17 protein-coding genes are annotated in these 18,323 nt (G+C 37.0%); 6 read left to right on the forward strand and 11 right to left on the reverse strand.

Annotated elements, in window-relative coordinates; translation table 11 throughout:
* Nucleotides 1–33 precede the first annotated feature (33 nt).
* On the reverse strand, nt 34–768 hold the full coding sequence (locus tag KORDIASMS9_RS06870; protein WP_114902135.1) for a class I SAM-dependent methyltransferase: 735 nt from the start codon (nt 766–768) through the stop codon (nt 34–36).
* 365 nt (nt 769–1,133) lie between these two features.
* Between KORDIASMS9_RS06870 and KORDIASMS9_RS06875 the strand changes: the two genes are divergently transcribed.
* The 6 genes from KORDIASMS9_RS06875 to KORDIASMS9_RS06900 are packed head-to-tail and all read left to right on the forward strand — an operon-like array spanning nt 1,134 to nt 7,341.
* The gene (locus KORDIASMS9_RS06875; RefSeq protein ID WP_114902136.1) at nt 1,134–1,556 is read left to right on the forward strand and encodes a prepilin-type N-terminal cleavage/methylation domain-containing protein; all 423 of its coding nucleotides are present in this window, start codon (nt 1,134–1,136) and stop codon (nt 1,554–1,556) included.
* A complete protein-coding gene (locus KORDIASMS9_RS06880) occupies nt 1,553–2,035 on the forward strand; it encodes a prepilin peptidase (RefSeq protein ID WP_371412758.1) in 483 nt (160 codons plus the stop codon). Before KORDIASMS9_RS06875 ends, KORDIASMS9_RS06880 begins: the two co-directional genes overlap by 4 nt.
* Nucleotides 2,035–3,444, forward strand: coding sequence for a GspE/PulE family protein (locus KORDIASMS9_RS06885; RefSeq protein WP_114902138.1), 1,410 nt, complete (start codon nt 2,035–2,037; stop codon nt 3,442–3,444). The genes KORDIASMS9_RS06880 and KORDIASMS9_RS06885 overlap by 1 nt, the downstream gene beginning before the upstream one ends.
* A 3-nt stretch (nt 3,445–3,447) precedes the next feature.
* Nucleotides 3,448–5,640 carry a type II secretion system protein GspD gene (locus KORDIASMS9_RS06890; protein WP_114902139.1) on the forward strand — a complete coding sequence of 731 codons (2,193 nt, stop codon included), beginning with the start codon at nt 3,448–3,450 and terminating at the stop codon, nt 5,638–5,640.
* Entirely contained in the window at nt 5,640–6,836 is a 1,197-nt protein-coding gene (locus KORDIASMS9_RS06895; RefSeq protein WP_114902140.1) for a PilN domain-containing protein, read from the forward strand. The genes KORDIASMS9_RS06890 and KORDIASMS9_RS06895 overlap by 1 nt, the downstream gene beginning before the upstream one ends.
* Nucleotides 6,829–7,341 carry a hypothetical protein gene (locus tag KORDIASMS9_RS06900; RefSeq protein WP_114902141.1) on the forward strand — a complete coding sequence of 171 codons (513 nt, stop codon included), beginning with the start codon at nt 6,829–6,831 and terminating at the stop codon, nt 7,339–7,341. The genes KORDIASMS9_RS06895 and KORDIASMS9_RS06900 overlap by 8 nt, the downstream gene beginning before the upstream one ends.
* A gap of 78 nt (nt 7,342–7,419) precedes the next feature.
* Here the strand turns inward: KORDIASMS9_RS06900 and KORDIASMS9_RS06905 are convergent, their stop codons facing one another.
* The 10 genes from KORDIASMS9_RS06905 to KORDIASMS9_RS06950 form a co-directional block, all read right to left on the reverse strand.
* On the reverse strand, nt 7,420–8,559 hold the full coding sequence (locus KORDIASMS9_RS06905) for a type II secretion system F family protein (protein WP_114902142.1): 1,140 nt from the start codon (nt 8,557–8,559) through the stop codon (nt 7,420–7,422).
* Nucleotides 8,556–9,026 carry a prepilin-type N-terminal cleavage/methylation domain-containing protein gene (locus KORDIASMS9_RS06910; RefSeq protein ID WP_114902143.1) on the reverse strand — a complete coding sequence of 157 codons (471 nt, stop codon included), beginning with the start codon at nt 9,024–9,026 and terminating at the stop codon, nt 8,556–8,558. The genes KORDIASMS9_RS06905 and KORDIASMS9_RS06910 overlap by 4 nt, the downstream gene beginning before the upstream one ends.
* The gene (locus KORDIASMS9_RS06915; RefSeq protein ID WP_114902144.1) at nt 9,019–9,336 is read right to left on the reverse strand and encodes a hypothetical protein; all 318 of its coding nucleotides are present in this window, start codon (nt 9,334–9,336) and stop codon (nt 9,019–9,021) included. The genes KORDIASMS9_RS06910 and KORDIASMS9_RS06915 overlap by 8 nt, the downstream gene beginning before the upstream one ends.
* Nucleotides 9,324–10,631, reverse strand: coding sequence for a hypothetical protein (locus KORDIASMS9_RS06920; protein WP_114902145.1), 1,308 nt, complete (start codon nt 10,629–10,631; stop codon nt 9,324–9,326). Before KORDIASMS9_RS06920 ends, KORDIASMS9_RS06915 begins: the two co-directional genes overlap by 13 nt.
* Nucleotides 10,632–10,634: 3 nt before the next feature.
* Nucleotides 10,635–11,108, reverse strand: a complete 474-nt coding sequence (locus KORDIASMS9_RS06925) for a hypothetical protein (protein ID WP_240321148.1) — start codon at nt 11,106–11,108, stop codon at nt 10,635–10,637.
* Nucleotides 11,105–11,764: a hypothetical protein gene (locus KORDIASMS9_RS23610; RefSeq protein ID WP_205318039.1), complete on the reverse strand. Its 660-nt coding sequence runs from the start codon at nt 11,762–11,764 to the stop codon at nt 11,105–11,107. The genes KORDIASMS9_RS06925 and KORDIASMS9_RS23610 overlap by 4 nt, the downstream gene beginning before the upstream one ends.
* 5 nt (nt 11,765–11,769) lie before the next feature.
* Nucleotides 11,770–12,498: a hypothetical protein gene (locus KORDIASMS9_RS06935; protein WP_114902146.1), complete on the reverse strand. Its 729-nt coding sequence runs from the start codon at nt 12,496–12,498 to the stop codon at nt 11,770–11,772.
* 185 nt (nt 12,499–12,683) lie between these two features.
* Nucleotides 12,684–13,991: a TolC family protein gene (locus KORDIASMS9_RS06940; RefSeq protein ID WP_114902147.1), complete on the reverse strand. Its 1,308-nt coding sequence runs from the start codon at nt 13,989–13,991 to the stop codon at nt 12,684–12,686.
* A 14-nt stretch (nt 13,992–14,005) separates the two neighbouring features.
* Nucleotides 14,006–17,170 (reverse strand): efflux RND transporter permease subunit, encoded by a 3,165-nt coding sequence (locus KORDIASMS9_RS06945; protein ID WP_114902148.1) that lies wholly within the window; start codon nt 17,168–17,170, stop codon nt 14,006–14,008.
* On the reverse strand, nt 17,167–18,282 hold the full coding sequence (locus tag KORDIASMS9_RS06950) for an efflux RND transporter periplasmic adaptor subunit (protein WP_114902149.1): 1,116 nt from the start codon (nt 18,280–18,282) through the stop codon (nt 17,167–17,169). The genes KORDIASMS9_RS06945 and KORDIASMS9_RS06950 overlap by 4 nt, the downstream gene beginning before the upstream one ends.
* Nucleotides 18,283–18,323 lie beyond the last annotated feature (41 nt).

Raw genomic sequence — 18,323 nt, forward strand, 5'->3', positions numbered from 1 at the left:
GGAAGAGTGAAATCACTAACAAACCCTAGTATTTCACTCTTTTACTTTTTGAAGTAAATAATTGGGATTATGAGCTATGATTTTAAACGCATCATGCTGCTGAATTTCTTGTATAAAATCCGAGCTTCCAAAATGTAAATGTTTCGCAGAATCATCAAGCAAGATAAACCCGTTTACCTTTAACTTTGAAGCTACATTTTCAAAATCTTTTTTGGTCTGTTCATACGAGTGATCTCCATCAATATAACCAAAAGAAATCTCTTGCTGAATGCTAAATGTTCTATCAAAAACATCGGTAAACTCATTATTGGCATTCCATTGCTCAAAAAACGCATCAGAAGTGAGATGACAGGTATGTGGTTTCTTATTTGGATGTAATAACGATGCAGCATTAACAAATGCCTGTTTTATATATGATACATACTCTTTTCTTGTCACATCAACCTTTCCATCAATATGTGTTTCAATGATTCCTGTATGATCCTTAAAACCTTCATAAATCCACGCATCACAACCCACAAACATGTGTTTTTTATCATGCTTAGTTAACAAATGCAACATTACATTGGTAGACAAACCGGCATACGATCCGATCTCAAAAACAATACCGTCATCCGGCATATGTCGGATTGCATAATCCATTAAATAAATATTACCTTCATGCAGCATGCCTTCGCCAATAATGGTCGCTTTAATCCTTTTAAGAAAAGAATCATCGTGAATAGTTTTATACTTTTTCCTAAAAATTCTTTGAATACTTTTTTTCATGATGCGCGTATTGGAGCTACAATTTCCCAAATAGTAAGACGAAGATCAAAAGTATTGATTTTTTTAAAATGGGAAGTCACAAATCAAAACTTTCATTGGTTTTTTTCAGAAGAATACTAAAAATACCTTTCATTCAAATAATAGAACTCAGAACAGATCAATTCCTATTTTCTTTTTTAAAACGTTCGTACACTAAAAAGAAAGAAAAGTGTACACATACAAAAGCGAGTATGCTACCAAAAAGAACAAAGAAAAATATATAAGCGTTACCAATAAGTATTTTGTATTGTTTATTTTAGCTCATTGTATATTCTCTATCGATGCCACATATATTAAACTAAAATCGTTAGTGTTAAAAACTGTCAATGAAGCTCACAAAATATTCAGTATCAAAACATAAAGTAAAAGCCTTTAACTTACAGGAAATCCTAATAGTGCTGGCAATTATTGGAATTTTACTGCTCATAGCATTGCCCAATTTAATGCCGTATATCTCCAAAGCAAAAGCCACAGAAGCACAATTTCAACTCAGAGCGATTCACTCCATGCAAACACAATATCGCTATCTATATTCACGCTATTCTAATGACTTCAACGAAATAGACTTCGAAGTACCATTAACCACTGATAAAGGCGGAAATGCACGCTATTCTTATGAAATAATGTCCGCGGATGGAGCCAGTTTCAAAGCACGTGCAGAAGCCACAGAAGACTTCGATGGCGACGGAATCAGAAATGTGTGGGAAATTGACGAAAAAGGAAATCTCAAAGAAATTATAAAAGATTGAGCATTGCTGTAAAAATCATACTAATCGGATCACTAATGAGCATTTTGTATCAAGATATCAAAGAAAGACGTGTATATTGGTTTCTATTTCCAATAGTTGCCTGTACTGCGGGATATTTGTATTTTACAAATACGTTTTTTGAACTCTTTTGGCGAACTGCCGCAGTGAATTTCGGAATCATCGCATTGATACTACTAGTGCTTCAAGCATATACAAAACTCAAACTAAAAAGCAACTTACAAGAAGTATTCGGATTGGGTGATGCGTTGTTATTTATCGCACTATGCGCCGCGTTTCCAATTGCGACTTTTATCGTATTTTTTGCCTTTTCATTAGTGTTTTCCTTGATACTACATGTTGTGCTAAAAACGCAAACAAAAATGGCTTCCGTTCCACTTGCAGGGTATATGAGCCTGTTTTTTATAGGAATATATATGATGAATTGGACAGGATTTCTACCAAATATCTACAGCGTATAATGGAAGTGCAAAACTATAACATACACGTTTCATTGCAACAACTCATTAGCAGTTCGCAAGCGTATCACTATCGCGTGATTCCAATTGCCGTTGAAAATGAAGTCATAACATTTAAGTCAGAATCTACCAATGAAGCATTGCGCAAAGAACTTTCAATTGTTTTCAATAAAGAAATTCAACTAGAACGAGCATCTTCTTCAACTATTGAAAAATACCTAGCGACAAACTTTCGAAAAACAGCCAGCAACAAAGCGGAAGCATTACACTATACAGACGATTTCCTAGAAAAAATCATCATGGCTGCGAAAGACATTGGAAGTAGTGATATTCACTTTGAACCCTATGAACATTCCTGTAGAATTCGCTTTCGCTTAGATGGAAAACTCAAAGAACACTATGTCATTCCTTTAGCAGAATATCCTGTGATCATCAACAAAATCAAAATCAAAGCACAACTAGATATCTCTGAAAAACGATTGCCGCAAGATGGACGCATCACCATCAACAATGTGCAAGGCGAATTTGACATTCGTGTCTCCTCGTTGCCAACCTTACACGGCGAAAAAATAGTGCTTCGAATTCTTAGTAAAGATGCCAATCACATCAATCTGGACGAACTCGGTTTTTCTAAAAATGAATTACAGACCTACAAAGAAATCATCAAAAAACCGAACGGAATCATCCTCATTTCAGGTCCCACAGGATCAGGAAAAACGACCACGCTATACGCAACACTAAAATTACTAAACGATTCAGAAACAAACATTCTCACCATTGAAGATCCTATTGAATATACACTAGAAGGAATCAATCAAGTGCAACTCAAAGAAAACATTGGACTCGATTTTTCAAGCACATTGCGAACCTTCTTACGTCAAGATCCGGATGTAATCATGGTAGGAGAAATTCGTGATGCCAAAACCGCAAACATGGCAATCAGAGCCGCACTCACAGGACATTTGGTATTATCAACGATTCACACCAACTCTGCTTGGGCAACGATTTCACGATTAATCGACATGGACATTCCGCCATTTCTCATTGCAAGTACATTGAATATGAGTGTAGCACAACGCTTGGTTCGAAAACTTTGCAATCACTGTAAAACAGCAAAACCTATTGAAACGGCAACGCTCCCAAAAGATGTGAAACTTCCTAAAAACATTCAAACGCATCACGTCGCAGTTGGTTGTAATGCCTGCTATCAAACAGGGTATTTAGGCAGAAAAGCCGTCTATGAAATCATTCCGATTGGCACAGAATTAATCAATCATATCAAACAAAACGAAACGGAAATTTCAGACTATCTGAAACAAAAAAATATAAACACTTTAAAAGACAATGCAATGGCACTTATTGAACATGGAACGACTTCCATCGACGAAGCCTATGCATTGCTATCAAACTAAAAAATGAAAAAGCTATTCATACTCATACTCTGCTTTATACAATTTACGGCATTTGCACAAGAAATACCGCGCATTGAAGCACTCAAAAATCAAATAGAAGCACTTGCGGTAGACAATGTGGGACTTACAGAAAATGTAAAAACGGATATCAGTGTCGCCAATGTGTCGCTCAGTAGTTTTTTGCTCGCTGTGGCGGAAATACACAAACTGAACTTTAACATTTCATCAGAACTCAGCAGCATCAACATTGCAACTAATTTCCCAAATGTAACAGTGGCAGATTTGCTTATTTTTCTATGCAAAGAACACGAACTCACTATCGAATTTACAGGAAACATTCTCTCGGTGAAAAAATACATCAAACCGATTGAAAAAGTACAGCCAAAAGCAATTCCAATGACGTACGATATGAAAAGCGATCGTGTGAGTTTGGATATAAAAAATGATACGCTGTATACAGCTTTTAAAAAAATCATGAATACAACGGGAAAAAATCTAGTATTCTCTCCTGATATTGAAAACAAAATGATCACTTTTTATGTAAAAGATGTTTCGTTTGACACTGCCATGGAACAATTGGCGTTTGCGAATCAATTGTACATGGAAAAAGGGAGCAATGGTTTTTACATCTTTGAAAATGACGCACAAGTAGTTGCAAACAATCAAAATGGCAATACTGCACCACCAAAAGCAAGACGCAGAAAGTCAAACTTTACCTTTAAAATCTTAGACAAACAACGAAAAATGATCGAAGTTGATTTCACCAATGTGTCCATTGATGCAGTCATTCATGACATTGGCACGGCTTTAGAAATTGACATATTTACATCCACACCACTCACCAATGCAGGAACGGCAAGCGTTACTTCAAAACGTATCTATTTTGACGATTTGCTTACAAAAATGTTTGAAAGCAATCAGACGAATTCCATGCAAGGAACTGCAAATACAAGCAGATCAAATAGTGGTCAACGTGGAAATCAAAACAATCAAGTAACAGGAACAACACAAGCCTTTTTTACCTTCAAAAAAGACCGAAACATGTATATTTTCGGAACAGCAAATCAACTCAGCTTGCGCGAAATATCAATCATTCCACTAATGCATCGTTCCATAGAATTACTAACCGATTCCAGTGGCAGTGCCAATACAACACGCGCCAGAAGTAGCAATGTAGGACAAGCTTCAGGATTAGGTGGCAACAATCAATTTGATTCTTTTTCGGGTGGAAATCAAAACAGAGCAACGCTTAGTAGGAGTGGACAAGCCAATCAAGGAAATGGGTTGGCAAATAACAACCGCAGTCAAGCAGAAGCACTCATCAATATTTTACCTGCTGATCTCATTGCAGATTTACAGATTCAAGCAGATTATGAACTCAACAGTTTCTACGTAAGTGGACCAAGTTCTAGTGTAAATCGCTTTCGAAATTTTATTGAAAAAATAGACAAACCTGTTCCCGTCATTCTCATTGAAGTCATGCTGATTGATGTAAGCAAACTATCCGTAGTGGAAACCGGAATCAGTTGGGGAATTGGCGATGAAGCAACACGCACAAGTGGAAGCATTTTTCCAACTACCAATTTAACGCTTGGCGCAGAAACTGTCAATCGTGTCATTGGCGGTTTTGACGGTTTTGGCTCGTTTAACTTAGGGAAAGTAGTGCCTGAATTTTTTGCCAATATTTCTGCGATGGAACAAGATGGCGATATCAAAATTCGTTCTACGCCAAAAATATCAACGCTAAACGGACATCGTGCCACACTTTCCAACGGAACTACTTCGTATTATGCGGTAACTCAGCGTAACATTTACGGAACAGACAATCCGCAGACTTCAGAAATTACCAACTATTTTCCAATTGATGCAGAACTTGGAATTTCCATCAAACCTATCGTTTCAGGTGACGGACAAGTTACGCTTGATATATTTGTGATTCAATCTACCTTCGGAAATCGAATAGACGATGCAGCACCGCCAGATATTAGCTCTAGAGAATTTAGATCTATTGTAAGAATGCGCGATCAAGACATTGCCGTATTAGGTGGTATTGAAGAAATGCAAAAAAGAAACGAAGGCAATGGTGTACCATTTTTAGCTAGAATTCCAGTCATAAAATGGTTGTTCAGCAAGCGTAGAAGACAAAAATCGAAAGCAAAACTTACGGTACTTATCAAACCAACAGTCATTTATTAATGCTTGATCAGCTCAAAACATATCTTTTATACGGAACTTCCTATTGTGGCATTGAACACAATAGCAGCAACACTATTGAAGCAATTCTGCTAAAAAAGAAGAAAGCTGAAGTTGTCATTGAAGATACCGTTTCGGGAAAAACCATTGATGAAATTGCTCCAAAATTGCCCAAAAAACAACATGCGTTTCTCATTGTAAACAACGATGATGTGTTGAGCAAATACATTCAAAGCAATGAAGCCTCTCAAAATCGCTTGTTGTATGAAGCGTTTCCAAATTTGAAAATCAATGACTTTTACTATGAAATTGATTCGCACGGAAACTTTCACAACATTTCCATCTGTAGAAAAGCTACCGTTGACAAACTCATAGAAGCGTATCAAAAACAACAGCTTACCATCATTGGGTTTTCATTAGGAAATGCAATGACTGCTGTTGTCACTAAATTTATAGCGGAACCGAGCTATTATACTTCAAACGCTTTACTGACCAAAGAAAACAATCAAATCACAGGAATTTCAGCACAAGAAGAAGTGCCAACTCAAACATATACGATCAATGGATTGGAAGTTCAAAATACACAATTGCTGAATTTCGCAGGTGCATTATCGTACATTTTACAATCCAAAACAACGGTTTCCAATTTTGAGGAAACGGAAACAGCATTGACAACAAACTTTCGGCAAAAGCGTTTCTTTAGTCAGTTTATCATCTTCGGATTGGGTTTTATGTTGTTGGTATTACTGTTGAATTTTTTTCTATTCAATTCGTACTATGAAGCTGTGGAAAGCATGAAGCAAACAGCCGCTGTGAATAGTTCGCAAAAAGAAAAACTATTACAGCTCAAAGCGAGTGTGGATGAAAAACAAAAAATGGTGGATGATATCTTAAAAAACTCATCTTCAAGAAGTTCTTTTTATATGGATGCAATTGCCAACTCGCTTCCGAGTACGATGCAGTTGGCAGGATTAACCTATCAACCCATTGAAAAGCGCATTAAAAAAAATAAGGCAATTCAATTGACGCAAAATACCATCACAATTTCAGGAATTTCCACAGATAGCGACTTGTTTTCCGATTGGATTCAAACCCTAGAAGATTTGGATTGGATTGATACTGTCACGGTTCTCAATTACGGTTCACAATCCAAAAACACCACAGATTTTTCACTAAAAATAACCTTGTTCCATGAGTAATACACTAAAAAATAGAGTGCTTATTGGCGGGTTTATAGTACTGCTTTTTCTGTGTTACAAATTTGCAATCGCCAATACGTTTGCGCTCAAATCAGAATATTCGAAACTTACCAAAGAACAAAAAATCTTTGAGAATACGCCGAAACAAATAGCACTTTTAAAGAAGAAAGAACACTATTACGATTCGCTATTAACCAAATATAAAATTGGCGGAACTTCACTACAAAACAACTTGCTCAATACGGTCGCGACATTTGCGAAAATAAATGACTTAAAAGTTGTTGATTTCTTAGAGCCGCATGTATTTAGTGAAAAATCATTGACAATTAATACCTATTCTTTTACCGTTGAAGGACATTTTAACAATATCCTCCAACTCATTTATACACTTGAACAACGCACCAAATACGGCGAAGTCATTAGTGTTTCGTATGAAAAAAAGAAAAACTACCGTACAGGAACATCCTATCTACAAGCAAAAATTGTACTGCAAAGTTTTGGGTAATTATAGTTACATGAAGTCGTTGCATGAAGTCTCCGTTAATGTTGCATGAAGTCTCCGACTTCATGTAAACATTCAACATTAAGCACCCAAAACCGTTCCCAACTTAAACATCGGTAAATACATGGCAATCAAAATAACACCCACCATAATTCCAACCAATACAATAATCAACGGTTCCATAATGGTAGACATCATTTTGGATTGACGTTGGACTTGTTCGTGATATTGCACATTCAAACGATCAAAAATAAATTCTGTCTGATTGGTTTGTTCGGCAACTTTCACAAGCGCAATCATCTTATCACTAAAAATAGGATGCGAAGCCAAACTCTCACTCAACGTTGCGCCTTTTAAAATGGATTGCTCTACACTTTCCAAAGCATCTTGCAACGGATAAAAATCAATCATCTTTTTCACCAATTGGATGCTATTGATCACAGGAACTTTAGAAGCCGACAACAACGCAACCGCTTGTGTAAACTGTGACAAGTACACGGTTTTGATAAAGTTTCCAAAAAACGGCAATTTCAACAGAAAACGATCCTTAAAACGGCGATACCATTCTTTCTTATGAAATAAAAATCGGGAAGAAAATAACGCAATCATTCCCACCAAAATCAACAAACCATACGATTTTAAAAATCCTGAAACATTAATGATAAATTCAGTAATGCCAGGCAATGCCACTTTGTTCTGTTTAAAAATATCTTCAAACATCGGTACGACAAATTGCAACATGAAAATCACCACCAAAAATGCCGTACTCAAAATAATAATAGGATACGTAAGCGCACTAATCACATCTCTGCGTTGTTGATTTTTTCTGCCAAAAAAACTGCCCAATTGCCTCGCCACTTCTGAAAGCGTTCCTGTTTCTTCGCCAATTTTAATAGAATAATATTCGTATTCTGTAAAAGCTTTGTGCGATCGAATGGCTTCCGACATGCTTTGTCCGTCAATCAAATCGTCTACCACAGTAGCTAAAATTTCCTTTGTGTTTTTTTTCTTTTGTGAATTGTGTAAAAGCTCCAAAGATTCTTTCAAAGAAACGCCTGCGCTCAAAAGCACTGCGAGTTCGGTATAAAAATCCTCTTTGAGTTTATTGGAAAAACCTTTCCCGAAAAGGACAATCTCTTTCTGTAAAATAGAAGCAATTTCAGATTGTTTTCTTGAAGAAACATTCTTTTCTTGGTTGATATTTTCTAACTTAAAACTCATGGATTCATATAGGTATTTGCAGTATTTCGCTTGTAAATAAAAATAGCCGCACTTTTAAACTCCTTGCCAGCAGTAAGTTTAAAAGCATCAATTTTATTTGTATTTGTTTCTACACCTTCAAAATAAAGGCTAATATCATTGATCGTTATATTGAAAGTATCTGTTGCTTTTTCAACATAATTTGTATCAAAACGATAGCTTATTGTGTCTATTTCGGAGATAAAATCTAACCTTTTTTCAACATCATCATACTGAATTTGGTTGGAACGATGTACATCAATATACAAAGATTGCTCTAGCAAACTCATACTTGTCGTATGTTGAAAATTTGTTTGAATGCCTCCCATTTGCTTTTGCACCAATTGCAACACCGAAAACGCAATGCCCGCTACGATCACCGTAATCAAAATTACAATGATCAATTCACTAAGCGTAAACGCTGCTATTTTATGTTTCCGACTATTCATACTTTTCGATGCGAATCGTTTTTTGAGTTTCTTTGTGGGAAGCTTCAAAAATGAGCTTCTTGCCTTCTCGTGCTACAAAAATCTCCCAATTGTTAAATTCCTCATCATACGGAATGGAAATTTGATGGTGCTTGGATAAATATGCAAGTTCAGAAATATGCGTTTTTAATGCATCCGTATTTTGTCGCACAGTAGTATTAAACAAGGAATTTAACAAAAACGTAGAAATCATAAACACAAGCACAATTAGTACCGTGGCAACCAACGTTTCCATCAATGTCGCAGCTTTTATCTTTTTTAATACAACCATTTCATTACTTTACATTTCAAATTCCCCAAAGGGAAACCTACATATTCATCAATCAATTCAGCACTCGAAATACTTCCGTTATATATATGATTTTGATACACCGAACCGAATTGTTTGGTGATGAAGCCGCTCGTATATACACTTCCATACACATTTCCTAACAATTCCAATTGCTGCTGACAGTACAAAAAGCCTTCTAATTTGGAATTCTCTTTGAGCATAATTTGCGGTTCAAAACGATTCTTAGTTTCGTCTTGCAAATAGCAAATAATTCCTTGAACGCGCGTATCTTGATCTATAAAAATATGTTTTTTAAGCTCTTGATTGGATGTTACTTTCAAATCGTCTTCGGTCTTTATCACCAATGCCGAAGGATAGCTGAGTTCACAATTTGTTCCAACGAGAATTTGCGTGCTTGCAATGGCTTGAAACGTTCCTTTCACATTAGACTCAATCACAATTTCTGGAGCAATCAAAATAACATCTTTGAGCGTTGAAGATGCAGCAACTTTTATTTTAGTGTTGGATCGAATTAAAATGTTTCCCACAAGTTTTACATTCAACAAGTCCAATTCGCCACGACTAAACACGGTTTTTACAGGTTTGGTAAACGAATTTGTATAAATTCTCCCTGGTTTCAAATCTATATAACGATCGTTTTGCATGGGAAGCGGTAATTTTTGCAAAGCGGCCAAATAATTCGTCAACTGCTGTGGAAGTTGCGGAAGCGTTTCAGAACTCTTCAAAATAGTTCCGTATACGAGTGTATTCCCATAATACGAATTTCCTGAAATTGTTCCTGCGCGGACACCTCTTTTAGGCAAATAGGTTTTTCCTTCAATTTTTGTATTTCCAACCACAATCAAAGGACGATTGGTTTCCTGTAGAAACAACGCCGTCCGATCCAATCCTGATTGCCAACCACTCACAAACGCCATTTTTTCAAACGTTTTTCCTTTGGTGGTCGCTTGCGAAAATACTTTTCCAAACATTCCCCAATAACTTTTGTGCAGTTTGGAAGTCATGCCGAGTTCTGCATCCAAAACTCTTGACATGGTATCTATTTCTCTCGTATAGTTTTCGAGGGCTTCTAATAAAGTAAATTCTGATTGCTGAATGGTTTCTATGAGCAGATCAGACTTTTTTTCAAACAAAGAATGCGAATGTACAAGCACCACAAAAACAGAGAGCAACACCGCAATAATTGCGGAAATTAAAATGGCAAACTGCAACGCGCCTGCTTTTACTCGATGATCGAGATTTAAAATTTTTTGAAGTGTATCTCGATATTTCATAAACTATTTAGACACTGCAATCGTTTTGCGTTTTCCTTTGTAGCGAATTGTGATTGACTTTTTAGTTCCTGTCAAAAGTTCAATATCTTGAATGGTTTTTCCTGTTTTAAAAAGTTGTTGCGTTCCTTGAATAGAAACGATGTAGATATTCTGAGCACTTTTTGGTTTTGAAATCACACCTTTATACACAATTGGTGGAAACACTACCGAATCTTTTTTTATTGAAACTTTTCGGGTTGTATTAGAAGTTTGTTTTTCGCGGTATGGTTTTCCCAAAAAAGGATCGCGATGTTTGGTATGGATACGAAACGTGTCCTTTTCAATGGTTTGTTTGGGTGAAAAAGTTACGTTTGAATTTGCAGCGATCACAGGCGACTCATCAGCATTCATCTTAGAAAAAATCTGATAACCAATGACGCCCCAAATTCCGAGAACCACCACCAATAACATATATGTTTTTCCTTTTTTTGTGATCATTCTATTGTAAATGAATATGTTGCATACGGCGTTGCATATCCGCTATTTTCAGCGCGTACACGCCATTGATAGCTATTTCCAGCTTCTAACTCAACCGAAATTGAATTTTCAGGAACTGTAGTGTCTAATTCTAATTGAATAATATTCTGAAAATCAGGTCGTGCAATTTGAACGTGATAGTTTTCTGCATTTTCTACCGCTTCCCAAGACAACGTAAATGTTGTAAGATTAAGTGTAATAGTATCAGCAGGAGCAATCAAATTCACAGTGCTATTTGTGATGTCTTGAACTTCCGTAACATCCGTTGTAAATGAATAGGTTGTGTATGCTGTTGTATAATCGCTGTTTTTTGCACGGACACGCCATTGATAGGAATTGCCTGCTTCTACGTCTATCGAAATTGAATTTTCCAAAATGGTAGTATCTAGTTCTAATTGAATAATATTTTCAAAATCGGGACGAGCAACTTGTACTTGATAGCTTTCTGCATTTTCTACCGTTTCCCAAGACAAGGTAAATGTGGTAATGTTCACGATAGCATCATCCGCAGGAGCGATCAAATTCACAGTATCATTCGTGATGTCTGGAACTTCAATAATTTCAGAGCAACTCACCAAAAAAAGAGGGATACATATACTGTATATATATTTTTTCATCGTATTTATAATTTAAAATAATTGTCCTTTTGAACTGCCTTGTGTGCTTTGCGATGCGTATTTGGTGGACAACCTTCAGAATCGCTCACAATATCAGCAATCACTAGTTTATGTTTGTTATTTTCTTTCCAGCAAAAATTAGCGGTTTCATAAGCAAATACAACACCTTTAGACACTACTAAAACTTGCTTTTTTCCATCTAAAAACACCAGTTGTAAACTAAATTTCTTGGAAGCTGATTGTACCAAAAACACTTCTTCTGCTTTTTTTAATAGATTGATATCTTCTGTAGAAAATCCCACTGCAACACTCGTGACCATTTGTGCATCTTCTTTGGTTTCCAAATAGGAACGCAATCCTGTATTTTTAGCATCATTCAGTGCCGAAGTAATGGCAACACGATCTACAAATTGTAAGAGCACATATTCAGGCTTTACGTTGAGTGAATCTGTATAGGCTAGTGCTACTTTTTTCGTTTGTTCGTTTGCTTTGGCAAAGGCTTTAAAAGTTTGCTTGGAAAAAGCTACAGGTTGTACGCTTAGTTTTATTTTTTCTTCAAAAACAGGAATCGCAATGCTTTTATACGAATTTGAAATAACCGTTTCATTAGACAAACCGATCGAACCCAATTCAACATTGGTTTCCGTAAGTTTTTGCGTTGTTTGATGCACTGAAATGGTTGTGCAACTCACGACTGTTATTGAGAGTAAGATTCCAATAAAGAAATTTCGCATACGTATTATTTTTTTCAAAAATACTTAAAGATATTGGAATTATGTAAAATAATATACAAGCGTAAAAGTAGGGAATGTAATTTTTTGTTTCTACTGAAGATTTCACCTAAAAAACGACTCTTGACTCTTTGAATTTAATACAGCTAAAAAGGAAATATTTTTCAAAAACATAAAAAACACATACGTTACTTCAACAATTTCCCCGCCATTTGCAACAATTGCAATTCGGAGTTTTTAGCGTCGTATTTGGCTTGACTTAAATTAAGTTTCGCGTTCAACAAATTGATTTGTGCTTGTCTGAAATCTAACGTGATCACTTGTCCTAATTTGTATTGCTCTTCGGTGCGTTGAAAACTTTGCACGTTGGTTTCCAAGTTCATTTCCTGCACGCGAATGGTATACAACGCATTTTGATAGGTTTCCCATGTATTGTTCAAATCACGCAGTAATTGTTGTGAGGTTTGCTGTTTGCGAATATTTTCGCTATCCAAGGCAATCTTAGCATTCTGAACCCGCGTTTTGGTTTTTCCACCATCAAAAACATCCCAGGTCAAATTTAAACCTACACCAAATCCGTTAGTAGTTTGACTCGCAAAAGCAAAGGCTTGATCACTATTACTTCTACCAACACTATACGAACCGTCCGCTGAAATTGTTGGCAACCAACCCGATTTGTTCATCTTAATATCGTAGGCGTTAATGGCAATATTCTTCTCAATTTGCAGCAATTGTACATTGTTTTGTTGTAAATTTTCTTGTAAATCTTCCAAAGTCAAATCAAAGGTGTAGTCGATGTTGGTATCTACTTCATAATTGATCTCTGAAACGTCTGTTCCCATCAAAATATTTAGATCACGTTTGGCATTTTTTAGCAATCTTTGACTATCCAAATAGGAAATACTATCATTATTACGATCCACTTCTGCGGTCAACACATCCAATTTGGTAGCTTGTCCAAATTCAAAATTATACTGTGTGCGTTCCAAGCGTTGTCGCGAAATCGCCAACGTTTCAGATAAATTCTTAGTATTTTCAGATAAACGCGCAATTTCAAAATAACTCGTGTACACTTGCAACAGTGTATTTTCAATAGTTTGCCGTGCTTGTAACTCTGTTAACCCTTGTGTTTCTTGCAATTTCTTAAAATTATATCTTCGGTTAAAACCATCAAAAACAGTATAGTTTAGTGAAACTGTGGCATTGTAATTTTCGGTCACGGCGCCATCAATAACAAACGGATCGCCTTCTTGTGTTTCTGCATCCACATTATTTTCATCATACGTTGCACTTGCGGAAGTGGTGACCGTTGGTAAATAACCTGTGTTGTAAATGCTGGTGTTATTTTTAGCCGTTTCTATTTCATTTACAGACACTAACACATCGTAATTGTTTTGTAAAACTAATTGTATGACTTCGTTTTGGGTGCGTATTTTTTGCGCTTTCGCGGGAATGAACCCTAGAAAAATCACAAGTATGAAACATATTTTTTTCATCAGATACTTACTTTTTAATCGATAAATTCTTGTTCGCTTTCCATCTCAATAATGGCACGTTCTACTGCTTCATTGGTGGGTTTTTTGCCAGTCCAAAGCCAGGTAAGATTCACTTTTCCAGCATTGAAAAACGAGAGTAAAATAGGAAGTGTAAATAAGGTCAATACGGTGGCAATTGCGATTCCATACGCGACCGAAATTGCCATCGGAATTAAAAATTGTGCTTGGCGACTCGTTTCAAAAATCAAAGGTGCCAATCCGACAATGGTGGTCAACGATGTTAAAAAAATCGCTCTAAATCGTGATTTTCCTGCCGCAATCACGGCTTCTTTGTATGGCAAACCTTCTTTTAAGAAAGTATTGAGTTTGGTAATTAACACGAGTCCGTCGTTCACTACAATTCCCACTAAGGCAATAATTCCAAGCATGGACAAAATATTAATCGGGAAACCGTGAATATAATGTCCCCAAGCCACACCAATCAAGCTAAACGGAATGATTACCAACAAAATTAACGGCTGACTGTACGAGCGAAAGGTAAACACAATCACGATGTAAATCAGCAATAAAAATACTGGGCCAACCGTTGCCACGGAACCAATTATTTTTTGTGCCTCTCGGTTTTGACCTTCAAACAATTGCGATACACTTGGATACTTTTTAATGACTTTAGGCATGATTTCTGTTGAAATACTTTGCATAATGGCAGTAGCACTTTCCTTTGGGTTTTTCATGTTGGCTTCCACACGAATTTCGCGCAATCCGCCCAAATGACGAATGCTTACTTCACCACGCGCAATGGTATAGGTGGCAATTTCACCAAAGGCCACACGCGCTCCTGAAGGCGTAATAATTTGCATGTTTTCTAAGCTTTCAATGGATTCGCGTTCTTCACGTACATACCGAACCCACACACGTATTTCATCCTGTCCGCGCTGAAAACGCTGAATCTCTGAACCAAAAAATCCGCTTCGTATTTGCGACATCACATCGTTGAGTTGCAAGCCGAGTGAATATGCATTGTCTTTTAATGTTACTTTAATTTCTTTAATTCCAGCAGGATCGGTATCTACAACGTCTCTCACTTTTGGACTTTTGGCAATAAACGCCTTTACCATTTCCTTTGCCTTTCGCAAGTCTTCAATATCATCGCTGACCAAAGAAACCGACACAGGTTTTCCACCCAAAGAAGTTCCCGAACCGTAAATAAGTTTTTCAGCACCGTAAATTTCACCCACTTCTTCTTTAAAGGCCAGCGAAATTTCATCCGCAGAAAAATCACGCAATTCGCCAGGCAATAGGTTGACTAAAACAGTAGCATTTGCTGAGCCTGGACCAATAGTTTTAATAGCGTTTAATACAGGTTGTTGTTTAGGATCGTCGGTCGTTGCAAACTTTTTGTTCACCTTCCAAACGGCGGTTTCTATTTTTTGTGCGAGCGAATCTGTAATCTTTTCATTCGTACCTTCGGGCATGGTCAATTCAATACTAACGGTTTCACTAGCAACTGGAGGGAAAAAGGTAAATTGTATAATTCCGCCAGCAATCGCTCCAAGCGTTATCATTAAGAATACCGTGGGGATGATTAGCCCTAAAATTTTTGTGTACACATTTTCCATAAAAAAAGTAATGGACGGTGCGTAGATGCGGTTTTTGATGAAATTCATCAAGAGTTCTGCCTGTTTGCTGAGGTAATTTGGTTTTTGTTCTCTATTCAATGCCTTAGAATGGGCAATGTGCGCGGGCAGAATGATCAATGCTTCCACCAACGAAACCGTAAGAGTCACGGCGACCACAATGGCAACTTCTCCAAAGAAAGAACCAATATCTCCATCCAAAAAGAAGAAAATTGAAAATGCCAAAACAGTGGTGACAATAGCAGATAAAATAGGAGGAATTACTTGCATCGTACCATCAATCGCAGCTCTGATGGGCGTTTTTCCTTTTTCGTATTCGCTGTAGATATTTTCTGCAATGACAATGCCGTCATCGACCAAAATACCAATTACGATGATCATTCCAAACAATGACAATACGTTAATGGTAATTCCAAAATAACCGACAAACGTAAACATTCCCAAGAAGGCGACAGGCAAACCAAATGCCACCCAAAACGCTAAACGTGGTTTTAAAAAGATCGCCAAAAATATAAAGACGAGGACCATTCCGATGAGTGCATTTTCAAGGAGTAATTGCGTACGCTGTTCTAGAATAACAGACGTGTCGAACGTAATGGATATTTGAATTTTATTACTGGTTTTGTTGAAGTTTTCAATATACGTACGCACTTTTTCTGCGGTTTGCAACAAGTCTTCGCTGTTGGTATTTTGGATGTCGATCGTCACGGCAATTTCGCCGTTATAAAAGGTGGCATTGGGCGATTCATTAAATTGATCTTTCACCGTAGCAATGTCTTTCAACTGAATGATATTTCCGTTCGCATCAGACTTTACCACGACATTTTCAAGTGATTTTGCTTCATAGGCACGATTTTTTGCGCGAATTAAATATTCTTCAGCTTCTGTTTTTACCGAACCTGCCGTCGTGATGATGCTCGTTTTGGAAACCGCATCGGCAATGTCTTGAAACGACAAATTATAGGCGCGCAAATCACTTTCTCGCACGGCAATTTCAATTTCTTCATCAGGAAAACCTGAAAGTGTCACTTGCGAAATCCCTTGCATGCGCAGAATATCTGTTTCTACTTTTCGAGCCGTTTGCTTTAAGGTGCGTAACGGAATATCGGTTCCACTGATGACAAAGCTGACGGATTTTGCAATGTTTTCACGTTTGCCAATTACTGGCGGTTCCATCCCAACGGGGAAATTAGGAATCTTATCGACGGCATTTTTTATATCTGCCAGTACGTTGTCAATGTTGTAGCTTCTATCAATTTCTACCGTAAGTACTGCATTGTTTTCAGACGATGTTGAAGTCACACGATCTACACCGACGACACCTTTTAAATTTGTTTCGATAGGCAACACCACACCTTCTTCAATTTCTTGTGGAGACGCACCAGGATATACTGCCGAAATGGTGATAATGTTGGAGTTTACTTGTGGAAAAAAGGACGTTTTTAAACTTGAATATCCGAAGTAGCCAAACAACACAAATGCAATCACGATGATATTGACCGCAACAGGATATTTGATAAAATAGGAGATGATTTTTTTCATTCGTCAATAGTTACAGGATTTACTATCAATCCTTTGTAGGCGTTGGGAAGTACTTGCGTAAGCATCGTAGCGCCATCTGGCAACCCTTTAATCACGACTTTCGTATCGTTGGAATGAATGGGAGTTACTTTTACCAAATCGAGGGTTTTGCTGTTGACAACAAAGAGTTTGTTGTTGTCAATGAGTAATTTTCGATCAATTTCAATGGCGTTTTCTGCTTTTTCTACGGGAATATTGGCTTCTAAATACATGCCTTCTCTCAGATTTTTGTCTTTTACTTCGATAAAAACGGTGACGGTTTGCGTACTTTGATCTACACGTGCATTGATGCGCGTTACTTTTCCAGTGTATTGCTGCTTTTGTTCGATGTCATTCAGCAACACTTCTTTTCCTTTTTGCAATAGATTCACATACATTGCATTGACATTTACTTCCAATTCATACACAGATGGATTGATAAATTCGCCCAATTTTTGACCAGATCTCACCAAGGCACCTTTGTTTACGTTTGCTTCGGTAACCGTTCCACTAAAAGGTGCCGTAATTCGGTATTTGACGAGTCTTTCTTCTAAATTTTTAATCGTGTAAAACGTATTGTAAATATTTTTTGCTGTGACAAATAGTTGTTCACGATCGGAATTTGTGGGTGGTAGTTTTTGTGTTGTTTGATTGACATTAAATTCTTTTAAATAGGCATACCAAGCATTGTATGATTCTTGGTAATCCAAACGCATGTCTGGCATGATGGAAGCAATCAAGTTTTGCAGATTGCTGCGTTGTGCTAAAATCGTTGCATAAAATTCGTTGCTGTTTATTTTTAGAATCGTTTCTCCTTTTCGGAAGCTAACACCTGGACGAAACTCTTTTCCGGAAGTTTCTAACAACCCTTGTACTTCTGCGAACAATTCTACTTTGTTTTTGGCAACTAAGTTTCCGTTGGCGTTTACAACAATTGGAATTTCACTATTGGTCACTTTTTCTACATAGACGATTTTGGGAGCATTATTGGGAATTACTGCTTCTTTTTTAGGAGTTTCGCTGAATGTTTTAGAGACAAACATACCGATCAATAGTAAACCGATACAAACACCAACGATGATTATTTTTCGCATGATATTGTGTGCTTTGGTGTTAAAAAAAGAAGCGTTCGAAC

Origin of the sequence: Kordia sp. SMS9, assembly GCF_003352465.1 — a bacterium.
Lineage (GTDB): Bacteria > Bacteroidota > Bacteroidia > Flavobacteriales > Flavobacteriaceae > Kordia.